The 16,240-nt window shown below is 63.1% G+C and carries 13 protein-coding genes; 11 read left to right on the top strand and 2 right to left on the bottom strand.

The annotated features are described in order from the left end of the window. The first annotated feature begins 360 nt into the window (after positions 1–360). The 9 genes from NJF35_RS24155 to NJF35_RS24115 all read left to right on the top strand — a co-directional run bounded on the left by NJF35_RS24155 (position 361) and on the right by NJF35_RS24115 (position 11,833). Positions 361–2,004, top strand: coding sequence for an acetolactate synthase large subunit (locus tag NJF35_RS24155; RefSeq protein WP_225790949.1), 1,644 nt, complete (start codon positions 361–363; stop codon positions 2,002–2,004). 277 nt (positions 2,005–2,281) lie between these two features. Continuing rightward, positions 2,282–4,216, top strand: coding sequence for a flavin monoamine oxidase family protein (locus tag NJF35_RS24150; RefSeq protein ID WP_253091580.1), 1,935 nt, complete (start codon positions 2,282–2,284; stop codon positions 4,214–4,216). Between the two features lie 147 nt (positions 4,217–4,363). After that, a complete protein-coding gene (locus NJF35_RS24145) occupies positions 4,364–5,260 on the top strand; it encodes a nitrilase family protein (RefSeq protein WP_225788354.1) in 897 nt (298 codons plus the stop codon). 10 nt (positions 5,261–5,270) lie between these two features. Continuing rightward, positions 5,271–6,425, top strand: coding sequence for a hypothetical protein (locus NJF35_RS24140; RefSeq protein WP_225788358.1), 1,155 nt, complete (start codon positions 5,271–5,273; stop codon positions 6,423–6,425). Continuing rightward, positions 6,422–7,417: an asparaginase gene (locus tag NJF35_RS24135; RefSeq protein ID WP_253091579.1), complete on the top strand. Its 996-nt coding sequence runs from the start codon at positions 6,422–6,424 to the stop codon at positions 7,415–7,417. The genes NJF35_RS24140 and NJF35_RS24135 overlap by 4 nt, the downstream gene beginning before the upstream one ends. Positions 7,418–7,450: 33 nt before the next feature. Continuing rightward, a complete protein-coding gene (locus NJF35_RS24130) occupies positions 7,451–8,005 on the top strand; it encodes a UPF0149 family protein (protein WP_253091578.1) in 555 nt (184 codons plus the stop codon). A 191-nt stretch (positions 8,006–8,196) separates the two neighbouring features. Next, positions 8,197–8,826 carry a glutathione S-transferase family protein gene (locus NJF35_RS24125; protein ID WP_253081710.1) on the top strand — a complete coding sequence of 210 codons (630 nt, stop codon included), beginning with the start codon at positions 8,197–8,199 and terminating at the stop codon, positions 8,824–8,826. A gap of 27 nt (positions 8,827–8,853) precedes the next feature. Continuing rightward, positions 8,854–10,887, top strand: coding sequence for a pyridoxamine 5'-phosphate oxidase family protein (locus NJF35_RS24120; RefSeq protein ID WP_253091577.1), 2,034 nt, complete (start codon positions 8,854–8,856; stop codon positions 10,885–10,887). A 46-nt stretch (positions 10,888–10,933) separates the two neighbouring features. Continuing rightward, positions 10,934–11,833 (top strand): LysR family transcriptional regulator, encoded by a 900-nt coding sequence (locus NJF35_RS24115; protein WP_253081708.1) that lies wholly within the window; start codon positions 10,934–10,936, stop codon positions 11,831–11,833. Positions 11,834–11,904: 71 nt separating this feature from the next. Here the strand turns inward: NJF35_RS24115 and NJF35_RS24110 are convergent, their stop codons facing one another. Beyond that, positions 11,905–12,813, bottom strand: coding sequence for a DMT family transporter (locus NJF35_RS24110; protein WP_253091576.1), 909 nt, complete (start codon positions 12,811–12,813; stop codon positions 11,905–11,907). 98 nt (positions 12,814–12,911) lie between these two features. On the opposite strand from NJF35_RS24110, the gene NJF35_RS24105 reads away from it, so the two are divergent. Then, on the top strand, positions 12,912–13,766 hold the full coding sequence (locus NJF35_RS24105; RefSeq protein ID WP_225788347.1) for a LysR family transcriptional regulator: 855 nt from the start codon (positions 12,912–12,914) through the stop codon (positions 13,764–13,766). 4 nt (positions 13,767–13,770) lie between these two features. Here NJF35_RS24105 and NJF35_RS24100 read toward each other — a convergent pair whose 3' ends face one another. Further along, positions 13,771–14,604: an oxidoreductase gene (locus NJF35_RS24100; protein ID WP_225788346.1), complete on the bottom strand. Its 834-nt coding sequence runs from the start codon at positions 14,602–14,604 to the stop codon at positions 13,771–13,773. Positions 14,605–14,697: 93 nt separating this feature from the next. Here NJF35_RS24100 and NJF35_RS24095 point away from each other — a divergent pair, with 93 nt between their 5' ends. Then, positions 14,698–15,666 carry an AraC family transcriptional regulator gene (locus tag NJF35_RS24095; RefSeq protein WP_253091575.1) on the top strand — a complete coding sequence of 323 codons (969 nt, stop codon included), beginning with the start codon at positions 14,698–14,700 and terminating at the stop codon, positions 15,664–15,666. The last annotated feature ends 574 nt before the right edge of the window (positions 15,667–16,240 follow it).

Genomic DNA, 16,240 nt, shown 5'->3' with positions numbered 1-16,240 from the left:
GCTGGGGATTGGCGGTGGCCCCATCGCTGGCAAGCCAGCTCCCACAGGTACAGCGCAGACCTGCAAGCCAGCGCCATCCCTGTGGGAGCCGGCTTGCCGGCGATGGGGCGCAAAGCGGCCACAAAGGCTAGCTCAGCCGCCACCCTTCCAACGCAAAGCTCTTTTGCCCACCACCCCCTCACACTTCCTCCCGCCGGGTGCGACAATTAATGCCGCCAATTGACGTGACTTCTCCGTACCCAGCCTGCGTCAAGGCTTAGGTTCGGGGCAATTCCGGCTTCCGGACTGAGCGATGCCAGCGCACCGTGCTGCGCATTCCTGGACTTCACCACCGTCCTATCACTTGAGGTAGCAAGCAAGATGGCCAAGGCCGCCGATGTCGTAGTGCAATGCCTGGAAAACGAAGGTGTCGAGTATGTGTTCGGCATTCCCGGCGAGGAGAACCTCGACCTGCTGGAGTCCCTGCGCAAGTCGAAGATCAAGCTGGTCCTGACCCGCCACGAGCAGTCCGCAGGCTTCATGGCCGCCACCTACGGCCGCCTGACCGGCAAGACCGGCGTCAGCCTGTCGACCCTCGGCCCTGGCGCGACCAACCTGGTCACCGCCAGTGCCTACGCCTATCTGGGCGGTATGCCGATGATGATGATTACCGGCCAGAAGCCGATCAAGAAGTCCAAGCAGGGCCGTTTCCAGATCATCGACGTGTGCGGCATGATGGACCCCATCACCAAGTACACCCACCAGTTCGCCTCGGCCGACAACATCCCCGCGCGCATGCGCGAAGCCTTCCGCCTGGCTGAAGAAGAAAAGCCTGGCGCCGTGCATCTGGAGTTGCCAGAAGACATCGCCGCCGAGCAGACCGACTCGATGCCGATCCCGCCGAGCCTGCACCGCCGCCCGCTGGCCGAGCACAAGGCCGTCGAGGCCGCGGTCGAGAAGCTGCAGGCCGCCCGCAGCCCGATCCTGGTGATCGGTGCCGGCGCTAACCGCAAGATGACCGCCAAGGTCCTCAAGCAACTGATCGACAAGACCGGTATCCCCTTTATCACCACGCAGATGGGCAAGGGCGTAGTCGACGAGCGCCACCCGCGCTTTCTCGGCAACGCCGCACTGTCGGCTGGCGATTTCGTGCACCGTGCGGTCGAAGCCGCCGACCTGATCGTCAACATCGGCCACGATGTGATCGAGAAGCCGCCGTTCTTCATGGTTCGTGGCGGTACCGAGGTCATCCACATCAACTTCCGCTCGGCGGAAGTCGATGCCGTGTACTTCCCGCAGATCGAAGTGATCGGCGACATCGCCAACGCCGTCTGGCAGATCGGTGAAGCCCTGACCGACACCAGCCACTGGGACTTCACCCGCCTGCTGGCCATCCGCGAAGCCAACGAAGCGCAGGTCGCCGAAGGCGCCGACGACGACCGTTTCCCGATCTACCCGCAGCGCATGGTCGCCGACATCCGTCGCGCCTTGCCGTCCGAAGGCATCGTCGCCCTGGACAACGGCATCTACAAGATCTGGTTCGCCCGTAACTACAAGGCCCACAAGCCCAATACCGTGCTGCTGGACAACGCCCTGGCGACCATGGGCGCCGGCCTGCCATCGGCCATGGCGGCGCACCTGGTGTACCCGGACCGCCCGGTGATCTCGGTGTGCGGTGACGGTGGCTTCATGATGAACAGCCAGGAACTGGAAACCGCGGTGCGCCTGGGGATGCACCTGACCGTGGTGATCCTGCGCGACGATGGCTACGGCATGATCCGCTGGAAGCAGGCCAACATGGGTTTCACCGATTTCGGCCTGGACTACGGCAATCCGGACTTCGTCAAATATGCCGAAGCCTACGGCGCCAACGGTCACCGCGTGGAAAGCGCCGAGGGCTTCCTGCCGCTGCTCGAGCACTGCATCAAGACTCCGGGGGTGCATGTGATCGACTGCCCGGTCGACTACAGCGAGAACGATCACATCCTCAACCAGGAACTGCGTGAGCGTGCGCTGGCGGTTTAACGCCTGACGGCCCTATTTGCAACAAGCCCGTTCCCACAGGTACAGCGTACTTCTGCAATTCAGCGCTATCCCTGTGGGAGCTGTGGCTCGGTGCCTTGGCTGACCCGCAAGTAACCTCAATATTTACTAAAGCGGCGCTTAAATGCCCGTAGGGCTTGCTTGTAATAGCATTAGATCAGACAACACTGATCACGATTCGACGATAAACATCTACCGCTCCCTACCTTGCTAGCTCCGGCATGATCAGGTTTCTCATCTTCCATGGAAACCCGAGATCATGACCATCGGATCGACTCATAACCATCCCGCTGATCTGGCTATCGAGCCAGCATCCCCCGGCCAACCGTGGAGCGCGCGCTTTCCCAATCCTCCCGACCTGTGTTTCGACTACCGTCGTCTCGTTGAACAGCATGGCGGAGTTGGCCGTGCCTCCCGGCCAGAGCATCGCATCTGCATCGTCGGTGCCGGTGTTACTGGTCTTACGGTAGCTCGAGAGCTACTGCGTTGTGGCTTCACCCGAATTACTCTTATCGAACAAGCCCAGCGCATTGGCGGTCGCCACCTGACCGTGAGGAATAGTTCTGGTGATCAGAGGCAACCCTCGGCACCTTTCGAAATGGGTGCTATGCGCATGCCTTTCTTCAACCGAACCGGTGAGTCGCCAAAGGATGGTCGATCCCTGATGGCGCATTACGCGAATCTGTTCGAGCTGCGTCTCTCCGACTTTCCCAACCCAGGCACGCCTTGGGTCAATGCTACTGGGATCTATCTACGCGAGGGGCAGCTTGAAGGAGAGGGCGAGCCCAAGCTGCTGATCTGGAAAAACCCTGAAGGCCACACTTCACCACCTACTGCAGCACTGCAGAGGATTCAAGGAAAATGGCGGCGTTTTGCCGAGCGTTTCGCTGAGAAGGTAGCCGCTGTCTATGGTACGGAAGGCTGGGCACAGATGTGGACGGCGATCGTCGAGCGATACCACAGGTTGTCTTTCCGTGACCTTGTGTTCCTCCCTGCCCTAGATGCCTGGGACCCGGCGGATCCGGGGGATTTCGGTGGGCTAGGCATGGATCGCGATGAATCGGCGATCTTCTATGCAATTGGCATCGGCGATGGTAGCTGGGGAGCATTCTACGACGTTTGTTGCCTATATCCGTTGCGTACCGCGATTTTCGGTTTCAGTAGCCACTTGCAACTGGTGCATGGGCGTGTGGACGAGCACGGGATACCTCTCACAGCTCCCTATCTTGATGTCGATGCGGTGCGTGACAGCAAGGGCTTGTATTTCCAGGCACCAGCCTACGTTGGTCTTGCTGCTATGGATGAAGCTCTACTGTTCATGAACATCGAAGAGCTCGGCACATCGCTATACAGCCAGTGCGTGGCACGTGAGGATGGCTTGCTGACGGACAGTTCGGTTTGCGGCTTGCACAAGCTGGCCGACGGCCGTATTCGGGTTGAATATCGTTGGCACCAAAGTAATCCGGCCAAGGCGCAATTACTGAGCGATGAGTTCGACAGTGTGGTGCTCACCACTCCATCCTGGTTGATCGAGACAGGGATGTGTCTCGACGGCTTCACAAGGGAAATGCTGCCACAGCACATCATTGATGCCTGGAAGCATGCCCATTGGGAAACCAGTTGCAAGGTCTACGCGCCACTGCAGAAAAGCTTCCTCGATCGCAACCCACAGTTGCCACAGATTCTGGTCACCGACAGCTTCGTCCACGACGTCTATGCCTATCGCTATAGCGGTAGCTATGCCCAAGACTGCATACTACTCAGCTACACTTGGGAAGACGATGCCTCCAAACTAGCAGTGTTTTCCGATAGTGAGCTGGTGGACAAGTGCGTGAAAGAACTCGACCGTATCTTGCTGCGTTGCACAAATATCGGTGAGCCGATCTCGCCTTACATCGATACTGGAAACATCTGCATACAACGGTGGATTACAGACCGGAATGCGTTGGGTTGTGCGAAGTTGTACCGGGCTGGCACCTACTACGACGCTGTGAGCCTAATGAAGTATAACCGTGACCTGAGCAGCATTTCTGGGCTCTATCTGGCCGGCGAGTCGTTCTCTGTCGATGCCGGCTGGACCGAGCCCTGCCTGCGTACAGCTATCGATACTGTGATTAACCTCTGTGACCGCACTGCTGCACAATTCAACGGTGGTTTCAAGCTCGAATATTATCCGCATTACCAAGCGCGTTAAGGGAGAGTTTGAAACAACTATGTAGGACCGCTCTTTCTACTATCTTTGCTTTTTCTTCCAGATACATCGGACTGCCCTGACTGTCGCTCAGCAAGCAGCCCCCGTTCTACTGGCGGCTTCCATAACAACTCCAAGAAGGAAGCCACCATGCCCGACCACAGCATCCCCATCAGCCCCGTTCGAATCGCAGTCATCCAATACGATCCCCAGGTAGGGCTCGAGCACTGCGAGGGGAACCTGAGCAGGGGGCTGGCCTTGGCCCGGCGTGCCGCACGCGAAGGGGCCAACCTGATCGTGTTGCCGGAGCTGGCCAATACCGGCTACACCTTCCACTCCCGCGCCGAGGCCTACGCCCACGCCGAGACCTTGCAGGACGGTCGCAGCCTGCTGGCCTGGGCTGACTTCGCCCAAGGGCACCAGGTCTATCTTGCCGCCGGATTTGCCGAGCGCGACGGACTCAAGCTCTATGACAGCGCCGTACTGTTCGGGCCCGAGGGCCGCTTGGGGCATTACCGCAAGGCGCACTTGTGGAACCAGGAGAAACTCTGGTTCACACCAGGCGACCTGGGTTTCCCGGTATTCGAGACCCCCATCGGCCGCATCGGGCTGTTGATCTGCTGGGACATCTGGTTCCCAGAGGTCCCCCGGCTCATGGCCGCGCAAGGTGCCGACCTCATTTGCAGCCTCAACAACTGGGTATGGACGCCACCACCACTGTTCGATGAAGCCGGGCGCTGCATGGCGTCATACCTCACGATGAGTGCCGCTCACGTCAACAATGTCTACATCGCTGCGGCCAACCGCATCGGTCGCGAGCGTGGCGGGCGCTTCCTGGGTTGTTCGCTGATCGCCGGCACGAACGGTTGGCCTATCGGAGAGGTGGCGAGCGCCGAGCAGGAGGGCATCCTCTATGCCGACGTGGATCTCAGTACCGCACGCTCGGCCCCCATCTGGAACAGTCTCAATGATCTTCCCCGAGACCGGCGTACGGACCTCTACGACGCCATGCTGGGGTATCGGCTTCATTCACCGATGCCACGTTGAGGAGAGCGCCATGGAACAGACCTTCCCATCGCGTCGACCCCATACACCAAGCGTGATCCTGAGTGGTCTGGCAGTACTGCTCATTGTCAACCTGGCGCTGGGCCAGTGGCCAGACTACGCACAGCTCACAGCGACTCTGGACCAGCCATTGAGCAGGCTGCGCTGGATCATCGGCGACATCAGCGAAGTCGCTTTCTACAAGCACGAATTGCCGGCTCTCGGTTTGCTGCTGGGCGCTGGCCTGGCACATTGGACCCATGTCCGTGGGTACCGCTGGCAAGGCTTCGCCATCTGCTACGGTACAGGCCTGTGGCCATGGCTGTTCACCAGCTCTCTGCTTGGCTTGTTGCTCAGTCATGCGCTATGGGGGTGGACCCTCTCCAGTGGTACCTGGCAGCCGACGTTCGTCGCTTTCGTATCACTACCGGCGGCCATGGTGCTGCTGTTCGGCGGTGGCTGGCGGGTAGCGATCAATGGCGCGCTGCTTGGTGCATTGCTGGTAACGCCCATGAGCCTGTTGCTGGTCAACTACCTGTGCTATCCCCTGCAGTTGCCGGTGGTGATCGGCAATGTCAGTGGCATGGCGCTGGCAAGCGTGGTGGCTTTCCTGCTGTGCCGACGTTTCCCTTCGTTGGTACGTGGTGGCTTGCAACCTGCCACGCCGGTACCCTTTGCGACAAAACCGGATTACGGCGTGTTGTGGACCTTGCGCCGGGTACTGGCCGATTTCAGCGAAGCACCGTTCTTCGGCAATGAACTGGCCAGCCTAGGGCTGCTCCTGGGGGTATTGCTGGCCTACGTGTTGACCCCAGCAGCACCGGCCTATGGCTCGCATCTGGTGCTGCAGATGGTGATTGGGCAGGCACTGGCCTCGCTGGTTGGTGTGCTGGTCTGGCGGCGGCAGTGGATGGAGCATGGCTGGTATCCCACCTATATTCCCATCGTGTCGATCGTTCCTGCCGCAGTGCTCACACTAGGAGGCAGTTGGCAAGTGATAGTCGCCAGCGCGGTCCTGGGAGCATTGGTCGCACCGCCCTTGGCCGTGGCGATCAGCCAGCGGTTACCGGCCTACATGCACGGTTATATCGGCAATGTTTTGTCCATGGCCATCAGCACCCTGGGGATCTTGCCCCTGGTCGGGTTGCTTGCAGGAGGTAATGCATGACACAGAAGACAGAACTACCAAGGTTGTCGATCGGCAGTCTGGGCGGCACGGTCAGCATGCAGTGCGCAGCACCTGGGCAAGGGGTGATACCGAAGCTCGATTGCGAGGCGTTGCTGGCGTCACTGCCGCAGTTGGATGGGCTTGCGTGGTTCAGCACCGCCACGCTGTGTCTGGAGCCAAGCGCATCGCTCGGCTTCCAAGCACTGCTGGAAGTGCTGGCCTGGGTCCGTGGTGAGGTGGAGCACGGCGCTCAGGCCGTGGTCCTCACCCAAGGCACCGACACCCTTGAGGAAACGGCTTATTTCCTCGACCTGCTCTGGCCTTTCGACACCCCGCTGGTCATGACCGGTGCGATGCGTTCGGCCAGTCACCCGGGTGCTGACGGTCCGGCGAACCTGCTGGCGGCGGTGCAGGTGGCGATAGATGCGGGCAGTCGTAGGCGTGGCGTGCTGGTGGTGATCAATGATCACGTTCACTCGGCCGCCAGGGTTCGCAAGGTGGCCAGCCTGGCGATGGCTGCTTTCGAATCACCCGGTGGTGGACCTATAGGGGAGGTCGTGGAGGGAGATGTGACCTACCGCCACCCGCCCTTGCCGCGCACGGTGCTGCCTGCACCACGGCAGGTGGAGCATCGCGTCGCCTTGCTGGAGGCATGCCTCGATGCAGACACGGCGCTGCTGCAGGTACTCCCCAAGTTAGGGTACGCAGGGTTGGTGGTTGCCGGCTTTGGTGCAGGCCATGTCTCTAGCGCCTGGGCTGATGCGATGGCCAACGTTGCTCGGCACATGCCGGTCGTCGTGGCCACACGCACTGGCAGCGGTCCGACCGCGAGGGCGACGTACGGCTTTGCAGGTGGAGAAATCGATCTTCAGGCCAAGGGCATGCGTATGGCTGGCGCATTGTGCCCTCGCAAGTGCCGCATCCTGCTCTGGCTGCTGATTGGAACAGGCGACCCCGCGCTATTGGACACGTGGCCCCGGCACTTGTGCTAGGGTGCACGCACATTTACCCAGGACACGCTGCCCATGCTTCCCGCTCTCAGCGACAAAGAACTCGACCGCCTCGAAGACCTGCTGATCACCTACGGCAACGACTATTCGGTCCTCAACCTGGCCGAGCTCAATGGCTTCTTCACCGCCTTGGCCAGCTCGCCGGCCAAGGTCAACCCCGAGCAATGGCTGCCTGCGGTCGCTGGCGGCAAGGTGCCCAAGTTCAAGAGCCAGGCCCAGGAAGAGGCCTATACCGCACTGATGCTGCGCTATGCCAACCAGGTGGCTGGCGAGCTGGCCGACGACCTCGAGCATTTCGCGCCACTGTTCGAAGAGAGCGAAGGCGAGGAGGGGCCGGCGATCATTCTCGAGGAATGGTGTTTCGGCTACATGCGCGGCACGCAGGTGGCTGAATGGGGCGAGCTGCCGCCTGAGCAGGATCGTCTGCTCAAGGCCATTTCGTTGCATGGGTTGGAAGACAACTTCGAGCTGCTCGATTCGATGAGTTTCGACGAGCATCAAGCCTGCGTGCCGCAGGTGGTCGAGGCGGCCCGTGGGCTGTACCGGTACCAGAAGCAGCAGCGGCATTGAGTTCCAGATTGGGCAAGCCTTGCGAGAGGCCTTGTGGGAGCGGGCTTGCCCGCGAATAGGCCGGTGCCGTCTCCCATTATTCCGCCTACCGAAATTATGGATTGCTCCCCGCAACGATTCTGCTGCCAGCCGAACCAGTGCAGCATGTTCTCCAGCAGCGCCACTCCCGGCGCTGACCAGGAGCCGAGAACATGCCAAGCCCGATCAAACTCTATAACTTCCCCAAATCCGGCCACGCCCACCGCATCGAGCTGATGCTGTCGCTGCTGAACCTGCCCACCGAGCTGGTCTTCGTCGACCTGGCCAAGGGGGCCCACAAGCAGCCCGACTTCCTCGCCCTCAACCCCTTCGGCCAGGTGCCGGTGATCGACGACAACGGCACCGTCATCGCCGACTCCAACGCCATCCTGGTCTATCTGGCCAAGGCCTACGGCGGTGAGCGCTGGTTGCCCCAGGACCCAGTCGGTGCCGCGCGTGTGCAGCGCTGGCTGTCGGTAGCCGCCGGGCCGCTGGCCTTCGGCCCCGCCGCCGCACGCCTGGTGACGGTGTTCGGCGCCACGTTCAACACCGACGAAGTCATCGGCCGCGCCCACGCCCTGCTCAAGGTGGTCGACGCCGAACTGGTCGAGCGCCCGTTCCTGGTCGGCAACGAGGCGACCATTGCCGATGTCGCCAACTACTCGTACATCGCCCATGCACCCGAAGGCAATGTGTCGCTGGAACCGTACCCCAACGTGCGCGCCTGGCTCGCCCGGATCGAAGCGCTGCCGGGCTTCGTGCCGATGCCGCGCACAGTCATTGGCCTGCAGGAAACCCTCTGAGCCGAAGGCTTCGCGAGGAATGCCACCATGCACGACCGCCCCGAACATCGCACCTCGCCCTGGCACGCAGGTGAAAAGCAGTTGCAGGTGCAGGCCGGTGTCGCGCAGCGCATGGAGGTGTTCGGGCAGAAGGTCATCCGCGACTACATGCCCGATCAGCACCGCGCGTTCTACCATCAGTTGCCATTCCTGGTCGCAGGTGCAGTGGACCCGGATGGCAAGCCTTGGGCGACGCTGCTCGAAGGCCCGGAAGGCTTCGTTCGCTCGCCCGATGCGCGGCAACTGCTGATCGCTACCGATCTCGTCGCCGATGACCCGATTACGCCAGGGCTGGTCGCCGGGGAGGCGATCGGGTTGCTCGGGATCGAACTGCACACCCGGCGGCGCAATCGTCTCAATGGCCTGATCCGCCAGGCCAACGGCGGCCAGTTGGAGGTCGGGGTGGAGCAGTCGTTCGGCAACTGCCCGCAATACATCCAGCAGCGTGACTACACCCGGGTCGACGAGCCTGCCCAAGGGCGCATCGACGCAGTGGACCTGGATGCCGACGCCATCGCCATGATCGAAGGCGCCGACACCTTCTTCGTCGCCAGCTACATCGAGCAGGTCGACGGCCAGCGCTCGGTGGACGTGTCCCATCGCGGTGGCCGGCCGGGCTTCATCAAGGTCGAAGGCAACCGCCTGACCATCCCCGACTACGCCGGCAACCTGCATTTCAACACCCTCGGCAACTTGCTGCTGAACCCCATCGCCGGCCTATTGTTCGTCGACTTCACCAGCGGCAACCTGCTGCAGCTGTGCGGGCGAACCGAGGTGGTCCTGGACAGCCCTTCGATCGCTGCCTTCGAAGGCGCCGAGCGGCTCTGGACGGTGCAGGTCGAGCAGGTGGTGTTCCGTCCGGCCGCCGTGTCGCTGCGCTGGGCCTTCCAGGCATACGCCCCGACCAGCCTGATGACCGGCACTTGGGCCGAGGCCGAGCAGCGCCTGCAACAGCGCGAACGCCAGCGCCAGTGGCTGGCCTGGCGCGTGGTGCGTATCGAACAGGAGAGCCGCGAGATCCGCTCGTTCTACTTGCAGCCCGAGGATGAAGCGCCGGTAGACTTCGCCCCGGGCCAGCACATCCCCGTGCGCCTGCGGCTCGCTGGCGAGACGCCGCTGATCCGTACCTACAGCCTCTCCAGTGCACCATCCGACGGCTACCTGCGCATCAGCGTCAAGCGGCAGGGGGCGGTATCGCGGCATCTTCATGAGTACCTGAAGGTCGGCCACCGGCTGGACGTGCGTCTGCCCATGGGCCGCTTCACCCTCGATCGGCAGAGCCTGCGGCCAATCGTGCTGGCCGGTGCGGGCGTCGGCATCACGCCACTGATCGCCATGCTGCGCGAGCAACTGAACACCGGACAGGGGCGCCGTATCTACCTGTTCCATGGCGCACGCACGCTGGCCGACCTGCCGTTTCAAGAGGAGCTCGCCACGCTGAGGCAGCGAGCCGGTGGCCTGTTGAGCCTCCATCGCGCCCTGAGCCAGCCCGAAGCCCAGGCGGTGCAAGGTCGCGACTATGAGTTCGCCAGCCGCCTCGGTATCGAGCAGATCAAGGCCACCCTGGCGCTGGACGACTACGACTTCTACCTGTGCGGCCCAGCCAGCTTCACCCAGGATCTCTACGAAGGCCTGCGCGGTGTGCACGTGCCCGACGCGCGCATCCACGCCGAGGCCTTCGGCCCCTCGACCCTGCGTCGCCATACCGACGACCAGCCCGCCCTGCAACAGCCACCAGCGGCCACCGAATCGGTGCCGGTGTACTTCGCCACTTCCGCGAAGGAAGCTCGCTGGTCCCCCGGCAGCGGCACCCTGCTGGAACTCGCCGAAAGCCGCGGCCTGTCCCCGGACTTCAGTTGCCGTGGTGGCGCCTGCGGTACCTGCGCGACACGGTTGGCCAGCGGCCAGGCCCACTACCCGAACCCGCCCGCCGAACTGCCGCCCAGCGGCAGCGTGCTGATTTGTTGCGCCGTCCCGGCCCAAGGCGAGGAGGGCACGCAACCGCTGGTGCTGGAGCTCTAGCCCCGCCACTGGAATAATCGATCGACCACAACCACAGGGGCGCGGCATGGACCAGATCCACCTGATGAAGGTGTTCGTCGCGGTCGGCGAGCTGGAGAGCTTCGCCGCCGCCGCGCGTCGCCTGGGCATCTCGCCAGCGGCGGTTACCCGCGCCGTCAGCGCCCTGGAAGAACAGCTCGGGGTCAAGCTGCTGCAGCGCACCACCCGCAGCGTACGTTTGACCGAAGCCGGCGGCCGCTACCTGGAAGACACCCGGCATATCCTCGCCAGCATCGTCGAGGCCAACGAAGCCGCGGCCGGCATCAATGCGGCGCCCAAGGGCGATCTGGCGGTGACCGCGCCGATCCTGTTCGGCAAGAAGTTCGTCATGCCCTGCATCGTTCGCTACCTGCAGCAGTACCCCGAGGTGGACGTGTCCGCCTACTTCCTCGACCGTGTGGTGAACCTGGTGGAAGAGGGCATGGACGTCGCGGTGCGCATCGGCCAGCTCCCCGACTCTGGCCTCAAGGCGCTGCGCGTGGGCTCGATGCGCCGGCTGCTGTGCGCCTCGCCCGAGTACCTCGAGCGCCACGGTACACCGCGTCATCCGTCCGAGCTGCAAGGCCACGCGGTCATCGCTGCCGGCAATCTCTCGCCGCGCACCGACTGGCGCTTCGGCGCCCTCGACGATCCGACTCAGGTCCGCATGAAGCCGCGCCTGACGGTCACTGGCAACGACGCCGCCATCGCCGCTGCCAGTGCCGGGCTTGGCATTGCGCGGTTGTTGTCCTACCAGGTGGCCGACGAGCTGGCGGACGGGCGCTTGCAGGTGATCCTGGCTGCGTACGAGGAAGCACCGTGGCCGATCCATGTGCTGCACCGGGAGAGCAAGTACGGGGCGGCCAAGGTGCGGACGTTCATCGATATGCTGGTGGAGCATCTGCGGGGGCAGGTGCATTTAGGTTGAGGTACGCAGATTTCGGGTGCCCTCAGCGGCCCCAACACCACAAAGTACCGCTTGGCAGAAGTTCACATTCTTCAACACATCGCCGCCTCTGCATTGACCACCATCCAGACACCAACCAGGGACACCGCCGTGCCAAGTGCAATCTGCCACGAGAGCGGGTCGCCGAACATGGCCCAGGCCCACACCAGGGTAACGGCGGGGCTGAGATACAGGACGCTCGCAACCCGGGTGGGCGTGGAGCGCTTCAGGCATATCCAGTACAGCCCGTAGCCACCCAGGCTGGAGAGCAGTGCTGTCCACAGCACGCTCACGGCGAAACCCTGCGTCGGTAACGGAGCCAACCCGCCCTCGATACTCGCGAGCCCGGCGAAAATCACGCTGCAAGCGCAGCAGTGAAGCCACAGATTCGGCAACAGTCCGACGTTGGTCGCCACCTTCGAATGCTTCTGCCAAAGGGTCGCCAGCGCCAGGGACAGCATGCCGAGCAAGGGCAGTGCGTAGGCCCACAGCGGGGCGTGCCCCAGGCCCAGGGCATCGGCAGTCACCAGCAGCACGCCTGTCAGGCCGATCGCCAATCCGCCCCAGGTGCGCAAGCTCAGCCGCTGCCCCAGCAATCCGGCGGACAGCGCGGCGACACCCAAGGGCAGCAGGTCCGCCAGCAACGCGGCAAGGCCCGCCGGCACGCCTAGTGCGATGCCCTGCACGACACCGGCCAGGTACCCCGCCATGGCCAGCAGGCCGCTGCCTGCGGTGTGCAGCAAGGCCCGCGGTGACATGCGCAGCAGAGGGCGCCAGACGAACGGCAGGAGGATGAGCATGACGGCAATGCAGCGCCAGAAGACGACCAGCATCGGGGGCGCTTGGTCGACGGAGAAACGCGCGCCGACGAAACCAGAACTCCAGGCGAACACCAGCCCAGCTTCCAAGAGGGGCAGAGGGAGGGCAGTGGGCAAGCAACCGCAGTTCGAGGACAGGCTCATGACGGCTCCCAAGAGCAGAGGCATGCGCACACACTACGAATCAGCGCTAATCTAATAAATCAAAATTAATGGAAATACTGGTTCAGGATTCATGAACGATGAGCGCCATTCTGGATATCGAGCTACTCCGCACCTTCCACGCGGTCTCCCGTAGCGGTCGCTTCAAGGCGGCGGCCGAACAGCTGCACAAGAGCCCGGCCGCCATCAGCGTGCACATACAGCGGCTGGAAAGCATCGTAGGTGGGCGCTTGCTGGAGCGCGACAACCAGTCGGTCTCCCTCACGGCGCTCGGCAGGCGGTTGCTGGTCTCGACCACCGAGCTGCTCCACACCCATGATCGGGTGCTGTCCGAAGTGCAGGGCAGCAGTGTGACGGGGCGTATCCGCCTCGGCGTGCCGGATGAATATGCCGACCACGTCATCCGCGACATCCTGCCCTGTTTCGCCGAACAGCGTCCGAACGTGGTACTGGAAGTCAAGACCGGGCCCAGCCTCACGCTGCGCGAGCAGGTCCGGCGCGGCAGGCTCCATGCGGCGGTGGCCGTGGTGCCCAAGGGAGAACCTGTGGACGGGCAGAAGCCGCTTGCTGGCACCACGCCGGTGTGGGTCGGCGCAGCCAACGGCCCATCGGTTCTGGCCGACCCACTTCCCCTGGCGCTCTACGCAGCGGAGTGCCCCTATCGCGAGGCGATGCTGAGCGCACTTCGCAACAGTGGGCGGAAATGGCGCGTCGTGCTGGACAGCCCATCCAGCCAGGCAGTGAAGGCATGCGTGGAGACGGGCATGGCGATCACCCTGCTGGACCGCTCGCGTGTCACCGGCCGGATGGTGATATTGGCAGGCCTGCCCGAGGTCGCCGAGCACGACGTCGTGTTCCTCACGTTCGCCCAGGCCCAGTCGGAAGAGCCGGTGGTACTGCTCTCGCAGATGATCGGGCAGTACTTCAGGCTTTGAGCCCTCAGCCATCCGTGGAACGGGTGAGGGTTTCCCAGGCGGCGATTTCCTCCCCGAGCGCCCCGAGTTTCTGGCGCACCAGGCCAAGGGCATCGCTGCCGAGCAGCAAGTGGGCTGGCGGATGCTGCGAGTCGATTACCTCCAGCATGGCGCGGGCAGCTTTCTTCGGGTCTCCAAGCTGCTTGCCGCTTTTTTCCTGTCGCGCCTTGCGCACAGGGTCGAACAGCGTGTCGTAGTCGGCGATGCAGCGAGGGCTTCGCACCATGGAGCGGCCGGCCCAGTCCGTGCGGAAGGAGCCGGGCGCCACGGCGGTCACGGCAATGCCGAAGCCTTCGACTTCCTTGCCCACCACCTCGGAGATGCCCTCCAGCGCGAACTTGCTGCCGCAGTAGTAGGCGATGCCGGGCAGGGTGATGAAACCGCCCATCGAGGTGATGTTCAGGATATGGCCGCGCCGCCGTTGGCGCATGTACGGCAGCACGGCCTTCATCATCGCCACGGCGCCGAACACGTTCACCTCGAACTGCCGGCGCATTTCCGACAGCGGAGATTCTTCGAGGATGCCTTCGTGGCCATAGCCGGCGCTGTTCACCAGCACATCCACCGAGCCGACGGTCGTTTCGACCTGGGCGACCACCTGGTCGATGGCCGCGAAATCGGTCACGTCCAGCAACCGTCCGAATGCCCGGCCGGGGGCGAGCGCTTCGAGCGTGGCCTTGGCCTGCTCGCTACGAACCGTGCCCACCACACGATGGCCATCGGCCAAGGCTTCTTGGGCAAGGGCCAGCCCGAAGCCGCTGCTGGCTCCGGTGATCAACAGGGTTTTGCGAGGTGGCATGGCGATGGCTCCATTGCAGGGGGAATGAGCGCATAATACTCAGCCGCCAGCCGCTGCCAGAGGGCGTATCTTCTGACTTTATTGCCTAATTCTATGAAAGATGCCGTATCCGAACGCCACGATCACCAGGTGTCCCCGAACCAGGCGCGCATGGTTGCCCTGCTCGAGGCGCTGGCACCTAGCGAGGGGTACAACCTCACGCCCCTGGCCAGCGTCCGCCTCCTCAGATCGAATCGCCCCCTGGCGCGGACACCCGTTCTCTACGATCCCGGTATCGTGATCGTATGCCAGGGCTGCAAGCGCGGGTATTTCGGCGATCAGGTCTATGTGTACGACGAGCAGCACTACCTGGCCGTCGCCGTGCCCGTTCCCTTCACCATGGAAACGGACGCGACGGCCGAGCGTCCGCTATTGGCCATCTACCTGCACCTGGACTTCCAGCTCGCCGCCGAGCTGATGGTCCAGATCGACCAGCGGCAGGCGCCCTCGCCGAAGCAGGCGCCGCGGAGCATGATGTCGAGCCCCATGGATGAGCCGCTCGCCGATTCCGTCCTGCGCTTGCTGACGGCGATGAACGACCCCCTCGAAGCGACGATCCTCGGCCCCGCTTTGCTGCGCGAGCTGTATTTCCGCGTCCTGACCGGCGCCCAGGGTACTGTCATGCGTGCCGCGCTGGCCATGCAAGGGCAGTTCGGCAGGATCGCCAAGGCGCTTCGGCGTATTCACACGGCCTACGCGCAGCCGCTCGACCTTGCGCAACTGGCCGACGAAGCCGGCATGAGCGTGCCTTCGTTCCACAGCCACTTCAAGGCGATCACCCAGACGTCGCCGATGCAATATGTGAAATGCACCCGCCTGCATCAGGCCCGCTTGCTGATCGTGCGCCAGGGCATGACGGCGCAGGCTGCCAGCCATGCCGTGGGCTATGCCAGCGCCTCGCAGTTCAATCGCGAGTTCAAGCGGCTGTTCGGACGCTCGCCCCAGGCGGAGGCCAGGCGCATGCGCGAGAGTTTCGCTATTCCACCGGCGCATGCGCAGGCGTCGTATGTGTCTTCCCATTAGGTTCCGCTGCGCGGTGCTCTTGCCGGAGCCGTTCAGGCCGGCAAAAAACTCAATTCAGGCGCGCCCATGCAGTTTGCGAACGGTGAAGACCTTGCCCGTCGTAACCTTGCCCCGAGGCTTGGTTTCGCCAAACACTTCAACGCGACCGTCGGCATGGGGCGCGATAGTACGCTAGATGTGTGGCGGCGGCAGCTATTTCCGGGATCTGATTCTCCGGGCTCTCGATAGCCGCTTCGCTGAGTGGGTTCTTCGGAAGGGATGCCATTTTTCTCCTGGGGCCTGTCAGACGCGAAGACTCGTGTAGTTGTGCCGACGCTTACCCACAGGCAAAAGGGCTTCCTCATCACAGGACTGCGTCAAAAGCTTGCAAGATGCATGAGCGTGGGGATGTGGACGCTGCAGGCACAAAAAAGGCTGCCATTTGGCTAATGCCGTTCACTTAAGCCATTGGGGCCGCTTTGCGGCCCTTCGCGGGCAAGCCCGCTCCCACAAGTACGCTGCAAATGCACGATCCTGTGGGAGCGGGCTTGCCCGCGAAGGGCTGCAAGGCAGCCCCAATCGATGTCACATCAGA

It is taken from the genome of Pseudomonas guariconensis, assembly GCF_024127895.1.
GTDB classification, from domain to species: Bacteria; Pseudomonadota; Gammaproteobacteria; order Pseudomonadales; family Pseudomonadaceae; genus Aquipseudomonas; species Aquipseudomonas guariconensis_B.
The sequence above is the reverse complement of the archived record's forward strand: the minus strand, read 5'-3'. Positions and strand labels throughout refer to the sequence as shown.

What these genes read in the sequence shown, in the direction of transcription:
- NJF35_RS24155 (WP_225790949.1), top strand. Translation starts at nt 361, where the DNA reads ATGGCCAAGGCCGCCGATGTCGTAGTGCAATGCCTGGAAAACGAAGGT.
- NJF35_RS24150 (WP_253091580.1), top strand. Translation starts at nt 2,282, where the DNA reads ATGACCATCGGATCGACTCATAACCATCCCGCTGATCTGGCTATCGAG.
- NJF35_RS24145 (WP_225788354.1), top strand. Translation starts at nt 4,364, where the DNA reads ATGCCCGACCACAGCATCCCCATCAGCCCCGTTCGAATCGCAGTCATC.
- NJF35_RS24140 (WP_225788358.1), top strand. Translation starts at nt 5,271, where the DNA reads ATGGAACAGACCTTCCCATCGCGTCGACCCCATACACCAAGCGTGATC.
- NJF35_RS24135 (WP_253091579.1), top strand. Translation starts at nt 6,422, where the DNA reads ATGACACAGAAGACAGAACTACCAAGGTTGTCGATCGGCAGTCTGGGC.
- NJF35_RS24130 (WP_253091578.1), top strand. Translation starts at nt 7,451, where the DNA reads ATGCTTCCCGCTCTCAGCGACAAAGAACTCGACCGCCTCGAAGACCTG.
- NJF35_RS24125 (WP_253081710.1), top strand. Translation starts at nt 8,197, where the DNA reads ATGCCAAGCCCGATCAAACTCTATAACTTCCCCAAATCCGGCCACGCC.
- NJF35_RS24120 (WP_253091577.1), top strand. Translation starts at nt 8,854, where the DNA reads ATGCACGACCGCCCCGAACATCGCACCTCGCCCTGGCACGCAGGTGAA.
- NJF35_RS24115 (WP_253081708.1), top strand. Translation starts at nt 10,934, where the DNA reads ATGGACCAGATCCACCTGATGAAGGTGTTCGTCGCGGTCGGCGAGCTG.
- NJF35_RS24110 (WP_253091576.1), bottom strand. Translation starts at nt 12,813, where the DNA reads ATGAGCCTGTCCTCGAACTGCGGTTGCTTGCCCACTGCCCTCCCTCTG.
- NJF35_RS24105 (WP_225788347.1), top strand. Translation starts at nt 12,912, where the DNA reads ATGAGCGCCATTCTGGATATCGAGCTACTCCGCACCTTCCACGCGGTC.
- NJF35_RS24100 (WP_225788346.1), bottom strand. Translation starts at nt 14,604, where the DNA reads ATGCCACCTCGCAAAACCCTGTTGATCACCGGAGCCAGCAGCGGCTTC.
- NJF35_RS24095 (WP_253091575.1), top strand. Translation starts at nt 14,698, where the DNA reads ATGAAAGATGCCGTATCCGAACGCCACGATCACCAGGTGTCCCCGAAC.